Annotated in this window: 12 protein-coding genes; 5 read left to right on the top strand and 7 right to left on the bottom strand. The window is 71.4% G+C overall.

The window, feature by feature from the left end:
* Nucleotides 1-2: 2 nt before the first annotated feature.
* The gene (locus ACG83_RS27240) at nucleotides 3-251 is read left to right on the top strand and encodes a hypothetical protein (protein WP_158230793.1); all 249 of its coding nucleotides are present in this window, start codon (nucleotides 3-5) and stop codon (nucleotides 249-251) included.
* A 4-nt stretch (nucleotides 252-255) separates the two neighbouring features.
* A complete protein-coding gene (locus tag ACG83_RS27235; RefSeq protein ID WP_054569058.1) occupies nucleotides 256-1869 on the top strand; it encodes an FHA domain-containing protein in 1614 nt (537 codons plus the stop codon).
* A gap of 201 nt (nucleotides 1870-2070) precedes the next feature.
* Here the strand turns inward: ACG83_RS27235 and cysS are convergent, their stop codons facing one another.
* From cysS to ACG83_RS27210, 5 genes are all read right to left on the bottom strand, one after another.
* Nucleotides 2071-3552 (bottom strand): cysteine--tRNA ligase, encoded by a 1482-nt coding sequence (cysS, locus tag ACG83_RS27230; RefSeq protein WP_054569057.1) that lies wholly within the window; start codon nucleotides 3550-3552, stop codon nucleotides 2071-2073.
* Between the two features lie 103 nt (nucleotides 3553-3655).
* Nucleotides 3656-4048: a PPOX class F420-dependent oxidoreductase gene (locus ACG83_RS27225; protein WP_006545250.1), complete on the bottom strand. Its 393-nt coding sequence runs from the start codon at nucleotides 4046-4048 to the stop codon at nucleotides 3656-3658.
* Nucleotides 4049-4240: 192 nt separating this feature from the next.
* A complete protein-coding gene (gene ispF / locus ACG83_RS27220) occupies nucleotides 4241-4723 on the bottom strand; it encodes a 2-C-methyl-D-erythritol 2,4-cyclodiphosphate synthase (RefSeq protein ID WP_054569056.1) in 483 nt (160 codons plus the stop codon).
* On the bottom strand, nucleotides 4720-5409 hold the full coding sequence (gene ispD, locus ACG83_RS27215) for a 2-C-methyl-D-erythritol 4-phosphate cytidylyltransferase (protein WP_054569055.1): 690 nt from the start codon (nucleotides 5407-5409) through the stop codon (nucleotides 4720-4722). The genes ispF and ispD overlap by 4 nt, the downstream gene beginning before the upstream one ends.
* A 207-nt stretch (nucleotides 5410-5616) precedes the next feature.
* On the bottom strand, nucleotides 5617-6099 hold the full coding sequence (locus tag ACG83_RS27210) for a CarD family transcriptional regulator (protein ID WP_006545253.1): 483 nt from the start codon (nucleotides 6097-6099) through the stop codon (nucleotides 5617-5619).
* 1289 nt (nucleotides 6100-7388) lie between these two features.
* Here ACG83_RS27210 and ACG83_RS27205 point away from each other — a divergent pair.
* The 3 genes from ACG83_RS27205 (at nucleotide 7389) to disA (ending at nucleotide 11195) form a co-directional block, all read left to right on the top strand.
* A complete protein-coding gene (locus tag ACG83_RS27205) occupies nucleotides 7389-8147 on the top strand; it encodes a hypothetical protein (RefSeq protein ID WP_054569054.1) in 759 nt (252 codons plus the stop codon).
* A gap of 349 nt (nucleotides 8148-8496) precedes the next feature.
* Nucleotides 8497-9969 carry a DNA repair protein RadA gene (gene radA / locus ACG83_RS27200; RefSeq protein WP_054569184.1) on the top strand — a complete coding sequence of 491 codons (1473 nt, stop codon included), beginning with the start codon at nucleotides 8497-8499 and terminating at the stop codon, nucleotides 9967-9969.
* 146 nt (nucleotides 9970-10115) lie between these two features.
* Entirely contained in the window at nucleotides 10116-11195 is a 1080-nt protein-coding gene (disA, locus tag ACG83_RS27195; protein ID WP_006540211.1) for a DNA integrity scanning diadenylate cyclase DisA, read from the top strand.
* Here the strand turns inward: disA and ACG83_RS45840 are convergent.
* Entirely contained in the window at nucleotides 11186-11458 is a 273-nt protein-coding gene (locus tag ACG83_RS45840) for a hypothetical protein (protein WP_162604159.1), read from the bottom strand. The genes disA and ACG83_RS45840 overlap by 10 nt on opposite strands.
* Nucleotides 11371-11577, bottom strand: coding sequence for a helix-turn-helix domain-containing protein (locus tag ACG83_RS48085; protein ID WP_369812917.1), 207 nt, complete (start codon nucleotides 11575-11577; stop codon nucleotides 11371-11373). The genes ACG83_RS45840 and ACG83_RS48085 overlap by 88 nt, the downstream gene beginning before the upstream one ends.
* Nucleotides 11578-11586 lie beyond the last annotated feature (9 nt).

Below are 11586 nucleotides of genomic sequence, written 5' to 3'. Positions count from 1 at the left end.
CAATGCTGCCCGCGTCGGGGCCGCCGGTCACCGACCGGAGCGACATCGCTGCCAGACCAGCAGGTGGGCGTGTGTTTCGGCGCGCGCTCGCCCGGGGCAACGACGCAACCCGCTGCCTCCTACGGGAGGTGGTTCACATCGACATTCCAACAACAGGTACGGTTCGTCTGAAGAAATACGTCGAGAAGATGGACGAGATGATGGTCCGCGACTCGTCGATGTCGGCCAGGACTGTCCGGGTGAACAGGTGATCAGGTGAGCGCACGCTGCCCGGAGGGGCACCTGTCCCACGATCCCGACTACTGCGATCAGTGCGGGCTTCGGATCGTGGGTGGTCAGGATCGTTATGGTTTCCGTCAGGAGGAGGGCGGCCGCGGGGCCGCCTATCCGGCCGGCGCGCCTGCCGGGCGTTCCGCGGATCCGTATGCACGGCGGGCACCGGAACGGGACCCCTCAGGCCCCCAGGCCAATGGCGGAGCCCAGGCGGGCTACGACCCGCTCGGAATCCGTCGTACCCCGAGCGACGCGGCCGGTGTCGCGGATCCGCCGCGCGGCCAGGGCCGCGGCGGCGACCCGTACGGCGGTTACGGCCGCGAGGGCTACGCCGAGGAGCCACGGTCCGCACGGGGCTATCCGGTGGACCCGTACGCCCGTGACGGGTACGGGAACGCGCCCGACGACCGCGCTCGGCCCGACGGCCGCGGCGAGCGGCCACGCGAGGAACGGCACGATCCGTACCAGCGCGACGATCGCGGCGCCGGCTTCGGCGGCCGTGACGACCAGGGCGGTTTCGCTGGCCGTGACGACCAGGGCGGTTTCGGCGGCCGTGACGACCGCACGCCGCCCGGCTACGGGCGCGAGGAGCGCGGCTACGCGGCTGGCCGTGGTGAGCAGCCCGAGCCCGCGTTCGCCCGTGGGCGCGACGACCGCGGCTACGGCGCGCAGGAGAGCCGCGGCGGCTACGGCGGCCCCGAGGCCCGGGGCGGATACGGCGCGGGTGACCCGGGTCGGCCGGCACCGGACACCGACGGCCGACGGGGCTACCGCGACGGCTCGTTCGGCGGGCCCGGAGGCGGCTACGACTCGGATCCGCTGGGCGGGCCGGGCGGTGGCGCCACACCGGTTCCGGGTGGCCCGGGTGGCCCGGGTGGCCGGAACCGGGCCGCGGACCGCTACGCGCCCTGCCCGAACTGCCGTTCGCTCAATGACCCGGCCGCGCGCTTCTGCGAGACCTGCGGGCTCGACTTCAGCACCGGTCAGCTGCCTGGGCAGGCCGGCCCGTCAGCGCTCGACGACGCGGGTGCCACGTCCCGGCAGACCGGGTCGCGGCGCGGCGCGGAGGGCCGCCACGGCACCGACCCGCGGATGCCCGACCCACGGTTCGGCGAGCAGCACCGCGACGACAGGATGGGCGACCCACGCCTGGCGGACGACCGGCGTCCCGGCAGCCGCGGGCATGACTGGGACGACGCCCCGCCGAGCGGAGCGTGGGAAGCCGTCATCGAGGCGGAGCGCGAGTACTACGACAGCGGCGACGACCATCGCGTGCCGTTCCCCCAGTTCTACCCGCGGAGGGTCTTCCCACTGACCGAGCAGCAGATGCTGATCGGCCGGCGCAGCGAGTCGCGGGGGATCAACCCGGAGATCGACCTCTCGGGCGCGCCCGAGGACCCGGGCATCTCCCGCGCGCACGCGACCCTGGAGCGGATGCCCGACGGCACCTACGCGGTGCGGGACCCCGGCTCGACGAACGGGACGCGTCTCAACGACGAGCCTGACCCGATCGAGCCCGGTCGCGCGATTCCGCTGCGCGACGGCGACCGTGTCTACGTGGGCGCGTGGACGAGGATCACCGTTCGGGCACAGTGAGAGCGGTGGATGTTCGGGCACAGTGATCTGTGCCCGGTATGATCGAGCCGGCACCCGGATCCATCCGGGTGCCGGCTCGTCGTTTCAGTGCACTTCATCGCTTCAGTGCACTTCGTCGTTTTCAGTGAGCCGCGTTGTTTCCAGTGAGCTGCGTTGTCCCAGTGAGCTGCGTTGTTTCCAGTGAGGTCAGTGCCGGCCGCCTCAGGAGAGGTGCCAGCGCTGGCCTTCCGGGGTGTCCTCGATGACGACGCCGGACGCGGCGAGGCGGGAGCGGATGGAGTCCGCCTCCGTGTAGTCCCGCCGAGCCCTGGCCGACGAGCGCAGATCGAGCAGGATGCCCATGACGCTGTCGAGCGCCGGGCGCAGCTCGGCGCCGGCCGTGGGCCACTGCTCCACCGGGTCCAGGCCCAGCACGGTGAGCATCCGACGGGTCACGTCGACCCAGCCGGCCAGCTCCCGGCTGTGGGCCTTGGAGAGCACCTGGTTGCCTCGGCTGACCGCCCCGAACAGTGCGGCCAACGCCCGGCCGACGGCGAGATCGTCGTCCATCGCCGCGGCGAACTCCGACCAGACCAGCTCCGGCGTGAGGTCGCCCTCTGCCGCGGTACCGGCCACGGTGCCCGGGCCCGCCGACCCCGCCTGGCCCGCCTCGGTGCCTGCCAGCGCCGCGGCCTCCGCCGGCCCGCCCAGGATGTCCAGAGCGTTGCGTACGAAGGTCTCGACCCGGTCGTGCGCCGCGCCGGACTCGTCGAGCGTCTGCGGGCTGTACTCCAGCGACGAGCGGTAGTGCGCGGAGAGCAGGTGATAGCGCAGCACCTGCGGGCGAACCGTGGCGAGCGCGTCCGTCACGAAGAAGGAGTTACCCAACGACTTGGACATCTTCGTCCCGCCGGTGGTGAGCAGGCCGATGTGCATCCAGTAGTTGGCCATCTCGCCGCCGGCCGGCCCGCCGGCCGCGCACACCGTCTGGGCCCGCTCGTTCTCGTGATGCGGGAAGACCAGGTCCAGCCCGCCACCGTGGATGTCGAAGACCCCACCGAGGTACTTGCCCGCCATCGCCGAGCACTCCAGGTGCCAGCCAGGGCGCCCCGGGCCCCACGGCGAGGACCAGGACGGCTCCCCGGGCTTGACGGCCTTCCACAGCGCGAAGTCGCGCGGGTCGGCCTTGCCCGGTTCGGCCTCCGGGGATGGATGCATCGAGGCGGGGCGCTGGTGCGAGAGCGCGCCGTAGTCCGCGAACGCGCCGACCCGGAACCACACCGATCCGGCGCCGGGGTAGGCGAACCCGCGCTCCACCAGCACGGAGATCATCTCCAGCATCTCCGGGATGTGCCCGGTCGCGAGCGGAGAGATCGTCGGTGGCAGCACGCCCACCGCCCGGTACGCCTCGTCGAAGGCTCTGGTCTGACGGGTAGCGAGCTCCCAGACCGTCGTCCCCGCCCGATCGGCGTTGATGATGATCTTGTCGTCGATGTCGGTGACGTTCTGGACGAAGGTCACCGACAGCCCGCTCTGCGTCAGCCAGCGGCGCAGCAGGTCGAAGGCCAGCCCGGTGCGGATGTGGCCCACATGCGGCGGTGACTGGACAGTGGGCCCACACACGTACACACCCACATGACCGGGGCGCAGCGGCACGAACGGCCGCACGCGCCGGGTGCGCGTGTCATAGAGGCGAAGACCCATCTGTCAAGGGTAACGGCCTCGGCCATCGCCACGCCGAAGGGAGGCCCTCGAAACGGCTGCGGCCCCACCCATCCGGCGCCGCCATCCCGCGACCCGCCCGGGCTCAGCCGGTGGTGAGAACGCGCTCCGCGGCGACGCGGATCACCAGCCTGACCTCGTCCGGCCCGTCCCAGCCGTACGGAGAGCCGTTGTACTTGACCGACAGGAGATCGATGAGCTCCTTGCCGCCCTGCTCGGAGAGCGTCGCGACACCGCGGATCTCCACATAGCTGTACGGGTCCTGCTGGTCGAGGAACATCAGCCCGACCCGTGGGTCCCGGGCGATGTCGCGTTCCTTCGCCCGGCCGCGCACCGTCGAGAGCAGCAGGTCGTCGCCATCGCGAGCGATCCAGAGCACGGTCAGACGAGGCGACCCGTCCGGCCGGATGGTCGCCAACGTCACGTACGTCGGAGCATCCGCGAGAGCCCTGACCGCCTCGGGAAGACGCGCCGCCATCACACTCCTCCGGGACTCGCTCACCGGGCACACCCTCTCATCCCGCTGGCACCAACCTACGTCTGATGCGGGTCAGGCATGCCCGAGTATGCGACAAAACGGGTGCCCACGGTGAGGCGCCCCCGGGAAAGGGCCGGAACCGGACCCGCCGGCGGAATCAGCCACCCCGGGAGCGTCGGCCACCCGGGACCGTCAGAGCCGGGCCACCAGCGCCGTGGCGACCGCGGCCAGCCCTTCACCCCGACCGGTCAGGCCCAGGCCGTCTGTCGTCGTCGCAGAGAGGTTCACCGGTGCGCCCAGGGCCGCCGCCATCGCCTCCTGCGCCTCGAGACGCCGCGCAGCCATCCGGGGCCGGTTGCCGACCACCTGGACGGCAACGTTGCCGATCTGCCAGCCGCCCTCGGCGAGCAGGCGCGCCGTCTCGCCGAGCAGTGCCGCGCCGGACGCGCCGGACCACTCGGGACGTCCGGTCCCGAAGACCGCGCCGAGATCCCCGATGCCCGACGCGCTGAGCAGCGCGTCACACGCCGCGTGCGCGGCCACGTCGCCGTCGGAGTGCCCGGCGAGACCCGTCTCACCGGGCCAGAGCAGACAGGCGACCCAGCAGTCGCGGCCCTGCTCGAAGGGGTGGACGTCCACGCCCGTGCCCACCCGGGGCAGTGCCGGCGCGGTCACCGGTGCCCGTCACGGGGCAGGGAGTGCGCCAGCAGCGCCTCCGCCAGGACCAGATCAGCCGGCCGGGTCACCTTGAACGCCTCCTCGGCGCCGGGAATCGTCGTCACCGGCACACCCAGAGCTTCGACCAGGCCCGCGTCGTCCGTGACGGGGAGGTCCCGGTTCGCGTAGGCGGCCCGCAGGATGTCGCGCCGGAAGCCCTGTGGGGTCTGCACCGCACGCAGGCCGTCCCGGCGCGGGGTGCGCACGACTCGGCCGTCCGCGTCGATCTCCTTGATCGTGTCCGTCACCGGCAACACGGGGATCACAGCGGGATGACCATCGAGGACCGTCGTCGCGACCGCGTCCACCAGCTTGGCCGGGGTCAGCGGGCGCGCCGCGTCGTGCACGAGCACGACGCCGATGTCGTCGTCCAGCGCGTCCAGCGCGACCCGGACGGAGTCCACTCGCTCCGCGCCGCCTGGCACGACCCGCACCCCGGAACCGAGGAGCTGCCCCACCACGTCAACGAGGGTGGGCGGCGCCGCGACGACGACCTGGGAGACGAGCGTGGACGACAGCAGTGTCTCCACTGCCCGCAGCAGCATCGGGCGACCAGCAAGCGGCCGCAACGCCTTGGGCGTGCCGCCACCGAGGCGCTCGCCCCGGCCCGCTGCCGGCACGACCGCCCCTACCCGAGAGTTCACCAACTAAGGCCTCCGCGGCGTCCATGGATATATCGCCGCCCGGCGGTCCCGGGCGGGTGAGAGGCCCCCTTTCGGGGGCACTCCCACAGGTATGGATATCCGCCGCATCCAGGATTCGGTCGGAAACATCAAGCCTTGTGCTCACACCGAACGGTGCGCAATACCCACCCGGGTGTTACCGACCGCACATGCCGGAGGTGGCCGGTATCAACCGGCGAGAACCTCGTCGAGCATGGCTTCGGCCTTGTCCTCATTGGTGCCCTCGGCGAGCGCCAGTTCGCTGACAAGAATCTGCCGAGCCTTGCTCAACATGCGCTTCTCACCCGCGGAAAGACCACGCTCGCGATCACGCCGCCAGAGGTCACGGACAACCTCAGCGACCTTGTTGACGTCACCCGAGGCAAGCTTCTCCAGGTTCGCCTTGTAGCGCCGCGACCAGTTGGTCGGCTCCTCGGTGTGCGGGGCGCGCAGCACCTCGAACACACGCTCCAAGCCGTCCTGACCGACGACATCACGCACGCCGACCATGCCGACATTGTCGGCTGGAACACGGACAGTGAGGTCGCCCTGGGCAACCTTCAGGACGAGATAAAGTTTCTCTTCACCCTTGATGACGCGCGTTTCAATCGCATCAATCAGAGCAGCACCATGATGCGGGTAAACAACGGTCTCGCCGACTTGGAACGCCATGTGTCACGTGCCCCTTCCGCCTCTACCAGCGTAACACGCACGCATCGCCGCAGGTCAGACGCGCGCTGCAGGCGAGGGCGGGGAACAGCGCGATCGTCGTGTTCCGGCCACCCTCCGAGACGGACAGGTACTGCACGCGACCGGGCCGGCGCGCAGGCCGACCGGATCCGCGCAGGTCGGGGCCTATCAAGCGGGCGAGGTGTCCAGCCGAGCGAAACAGATGGTGATGCGGCGGAAGTTGTCCGGTTGTTGGTATCAAGGGCGTCGTGACACTACCGCCGGCTGCCGAACGGTCGCGCTCGACCCGCCGTCGGCCCCGCGCGAGCCGCCCACGCCGCCGGGCGTGTCGACCATGGATCGCCCGGCCCGCCCGCTCCGCGGGCTCCGTCCACCGCGTACCTCCGGGAAGCGTCATGGACCGCCCGGCCGGCGTCGCACCGGCCCAGCAGGGCACGAAGGTCCGGCCCCGCAGCCGCGGCCTCCCAGCACTCTCCGGCACCGGCCAGCGGGGTACACGACGGACCACAGAAGGCGCGACGACAGCGTTGATCGCGGACGCCGGCGGCCCTCGCCGTGGGGTGACCAAGGGCCTGCAATCCCTGGGCATTGCTGCCTTTTCCAACCGGACCGGCGGGGGCCGGCCGGCCTCCCCCTCGAGTGCCAGGCCCGCCTGAGCACCCCCGTCCGACGTCCCACCTTGGCCCGGCGAAGCGAGCCAGATCATGCGGCCGCCGGACCACGACATCCGCATCGGCTTGCACCGGACGGGCCGGAAACGAAATGCTCTCGATCGCCCACCCCCCACGGCCGGCAGCCCTTCCGCCAGTTCCACCCGCCGGCCAGGTCAGCCCGCGGGCTGGTCAGCTCCACCCGCGGGCCGGGCGGACAGCAGCTGGACAGCAGTCATCCGGGCCACAGCCGCGGGTTCCCGACGGCTCACACCGCTCGGCGTCGGCCGGTCCGGGCCTACGCCGGTCCGGCACGGGCCGTTCGGGCCCGCCGTAAGCCGTCCGATAGGTCCGTGAAGTCGCGCCCAACACGCTGGGGCCGCACATAGCGGGCCGAGGTGGCTAGTGTTAGCCCCGCACCCGCGGCCCGGCCTGGGTCTCGCGGGTGGCACGGGTGCGCTTCCGGTGTGCCATGGACTTTCCGCTGGTCGGATGTGTCCGCGGCCACACCGGCGCGCACCGGCCGCTGCGAATCCCCGCAACGGCCACCTGACCGGTCACGACCGTTCGGCACCGACGCGCAAGGCGCGCCGGTCCCTGCGCAGGAGGAGCCACCGAGCCGTGAGCCGCCGTCTGGGTGCTCGTTCCGCGATGTCCACCTTCGAGGGGACGTCGCCCGCCGAAGCCACCGACACCAGTGGTCCGCTGCACACCACGGCCGGGGCCGACGTAACCGTTGGTCTCCGCAGCCGTGCGCGTCGACGGGCCATCGTCACGTCATCTCTCGCCGCGGCAGCCATCGCCGCGTCCGCCCTCAGTGGGTGCGCCTCCGGGACGGACGCACTCACCAACGCCGCCCGCACCACGACCAACTCGGTGAGCGGGGCCGTCGGCTCCGTCACCCTGCGGAACGTGTACGTGGCAGGCCCCGCGGACAAGGGCGACAGCGCGCAGATCATCTCCGCGGTGTTCAACGGAGGCGCCGAGGACGACAGCCTCATCAATGTGTCCTCTCCGTCCGCGAGTGGCGGTACCGCACCGTCCCCGTCGATCATTCGACCCGGCGGCGGCAACATCTACATCGCCAACGGGTCCGCGCCGACGCTGACCGGCCTCACCGAGGATCTGGTGGTCGGCGACGAGATCCCGGTGACGTTCACGTTCGCCAAGTCGGGCAGCGTCACGCTCGATGTTCCGGTCGAGAAGCCGGCCCCCGGCGCCTCGGCCGCGGCGACCGCGCCTGCCACGCAGGCCACCGCCGGGCAGACCACCGCGGCGACGGCGTCCGCCGGGGCGACCTCGACCGAGCTGCCCGCCACCGGGGCCACGTCCGCCGCGGCCTCCGCACCGGCGAGCACCGAGGCGACTCCGACCCCCTGATCTACTGATCCGTCCAACCCGGCCCGGGGTCAGTTCGAACCGGGCTGTCGGAACGGTGCCCTGCGTTGCTTCCGCGCGAGAGTGGAGGATTTCGGTCGCTGGTACGACCAGAATCCTCCACTCTTCGGACCACGGCTTCGAGTTGGCGCCGTCGCCGGCGTTGCTGATGGGCAAGACCTGAGGATTGTGGTCGCCGGAACGACGGAGATCCTCCGATCTTCGCCCTTGGCCCTTCAGGTGCTGAGGTAGGGCGGTAGGGCGGCGGGGCGGCGGAGCGAAAGGGCAGCGCAGGGGCTGTCCGACGGCCGTCCGACTCGGGCTGTCGGACCTGGCGGCTACCGTGACCGTCATGTCCTCTGTTGGTCCCACGGGGCGCCCGGCTGGTGGTCTCGGGCGGGCATCGTCCCGGAACGGCACGAGCTCCCGCAATCCCGCCGGGGGCTTCCGCTGTTCCGCGTGCGAGGCCGAGGCGGTCCGATGGGCCGGCCGCTGCCCGCGTTGCCAGGCCTGGGGCACGCTGGAGGCACAGGCGCCCGCCCCGCGAAAGCCCGGTGCGCCGATGGGCGGGCTGGGCGGTTCGACCCGGCTGGGCGCGGCCGCGCCGGTGACAGCCCCGGCCACGCCCGTCACGGCCGTCGACGTGACGGCTGCCCGCAGGCGCCCCACCGGCATCGGCGAGCTCGACCGGGTGCTGGGTGGCGGGCTCGTCCCCGGCGCGGTGATCCTGCTCGCCGGCGAGCCTGGCGTGGGCAAGTCCACCCTGCTGCTGGAGGTCGCCGCGCGCAGTGCCGCGGCGGGGTCCCGTGCACTGGTCATCACCGGTGAGGAGTCCGCCGCCCAGGTCCGGCTGCGGGCCGGCCGCACCGGCGCGCTGCATTCGGATCTTTGGCTGGCCGCGGAGACCGATCTCGGTGCGGTGCTGACGCACGTCGAGGAGGTCCAGCCCGCCCTGCTCGTCGTCGACTCGGTCCAGACGATCTCGTCGGCGAGCTTCGACGGCTCCGCCGGCGGGGTGACCCAGGTGCGTGAGGTCACCGGGGCCCTGATCCGCACCGCGAAGGCCCTGGGGCTGGCGACCGTGCTCGTCGGCCATGTCACCAAGGAGGGCGCGGTCGCCGGTCCGCGGCTGCTGGAGCACCTGGTGGATGTCGTCCTGCACTTCGAGGGCGAGCGGCACTCCACCCTCCGTCTCGTGCGCGCGGGCAAGAACCGGTACGGCCCCGCGGACGAGGTCGGCTGCTTCGAGATGCATGACTCCGGCATCCGTGAGGTCGCCGATCCCAGCGGACTGTTCCTGTCCCGCTCGGGCGGTGCGGGGCCGACCTCCGTGCCCGGCACCTGCGTCACCGTGACCGTGGAGGGCCGCCGGCCGCTGGTCGCCGAGGTGCAGGCGCTGGTCGCCGAGGCGTCGGCACAGGTCCCGCGGCGCGCGGTCTCCGGGCTGGACGCGGCGCGGGTGGCGATGATCCTCGCCGTGGTGGAGCGGCGGGCGCGGGTCCGGTTCGGGCGTGCGGACGTCTACACCGCGACTGTCGGAGGTGTCCGGCTCGCGGAGCCCGCCGCGGACCTGGCGGTCGCGCTGGCCACCGTGAGCGCGGCGCGGGACCGTCCGTTGCCGGGCGATCTGGTCGCGATCGGCGAGGTGGGGCTGGCGGGCGAGGTCCGGGCGGTGGGCGCGGTCCGTCAGCGCCTGGCCGCGGCGGCCAGGCTGGGCTTCCGGCGCGCGCTCGTCCCGGCCGGTTGCGGTGATCCGCCGGACGGGTTGTCCGTGCAGGAAGTGCCGGACCTTATCGCGGCCATTGCTCACATGTACGACGAATGAACATGATTTGCAATTGCCGGATATGGTGAGATGGCGCCGTGGCTGCGCTCATCCACACGAGGCCTACCGATACCATCGCTGGTGACGAGCACGACACGACGGGGGCGTTCGACGGTCAGGACGTCGAAGAACAACGAGGGAGCCTGATGGCAGGAGCACCCGGGGATGACATCTTCCGGGCGACACTCGCTGCGGTCGCGCCCGGAACTCCGTTCCGTGATGGTCTTGAGCGCATCCTGCGTGGTCATACCGGAGCACTGATCGTGCTCGGCCACGACAAGGTCGTGGAGGGCCTGTGCACCGGCGGGTTCGAGTTGGACGTGGTGTTCTCCGCCACCCGCCTGCGCGAGCTGGCGAAGATGGACGGCGCGATCGTGCTCTCGTCCGATCTCACCCGCATCGTGCGGGCCGCGGTGCACCTGGTTCCCGATCCGACGGTCCCCACCGAGGAGTCCGGCACCCGGCACCGCACCGCGGAGCGGGTCGCCAAGCAGACCGGCCTCCCGGTGATCTCCGTCAGCCAGTCGATGCACATCATCGCCCTCTATGTGGTGGGCCGCCGCTATGTGCTCGACGGGGCGGCGGCGATCCTCTCCCGCGCCAACCAGGCGCTGGCCACACTTGAGCGTTACAAACTGCGACTCGATGAGGTGGCAGGCACCCTCTCGGCACTGGAGATCGAGGATCTCGTCACCGTCCGCGACGCCATCTCGGTGAGCCAGCGGCTGGAGATGGTGCGCCGGATCGCCGACGAGATCGAAAGCTACGTCGTCGAGCTCGGTACCGACGGCCGGCTGCTGTCGTTGCAGCTCGAGGAGCTGATGGCCGGCGTCGAGACGGAACGTGAGCTGACCGTCCGCGACTACCTGCCGGTCGGCTCACGTGCGGGCACGGCGGCGCAGGTCCTGGCGGAGCTGTCGGCCATGTCCCCGACCGACCTGCTGGACCTCACCGTCATCGCCCGGGTGATCGGCTTCTCCGGCGGAGCGGACATCCTCGACCGCCAGATCAGCCCCCGTGGCTACCGGATGCTGGCCAAGGTGCCGCGGCTGCCCCGGATGGTGGTCGACCGGCTCGTCGACCACTTCGGAACCCTGCAGAAGCTGCTGGCCGCCGGGGTGGACGACCTGCAGGCGGTGGAGGGCGTCGGCGAGGCGAGGGCCCGGGCCGTCCGCGAGGGCCTGTCCAGGCTTGCCGAGTCGAGCATCCTCGAACGCTACGTGTAGCCCGGCCGGCCGGCTTCTTCTCCGGCCGGCCGGGCCACACAGCAGCCCGCAGGCCGGATAATTGTCGTCGCAATGTTTCCGGAATCATTCTTCTCCGGAAACATTGTTCTCGCGACGCGGGAATCCATTGCCCTGAATTTCGATGTGATCCGCTGTGTGGTCGGCAGCGCGATCGTCACGGCAAAGCCAGCGATGATGAACCGGCCTTGATCGGGCGGTATCGACATCCTCTCCGCTCTGAAGGGCACGGCACCCGCGCGCACCCGAGCACCTTCGCCAACGCGGCCCACTGACCGGCACTCGGGTACAGACGGAAGCTGTACCCGAGCCGCACGAGCACGACCCACCCGTGATCCCCAGCCTCTGATCCTGATATTCGCACTGGCACACC

It is taken from the genome of Frankia sp. R43 (genome assembly GCF_001306465.1).
Classification (GTDB): domain Bacteria; phylum Actinomycetota; class Actinomycetes; order Frankiales; family Frankiaceae; genus Parafrankia; species Parafrankia irregularis.
The sequence above is the reverse complement of the archived record's forward strand: the minus strand, read 5'-3'. Positions and strand labels throughout refer to the sequence as shown.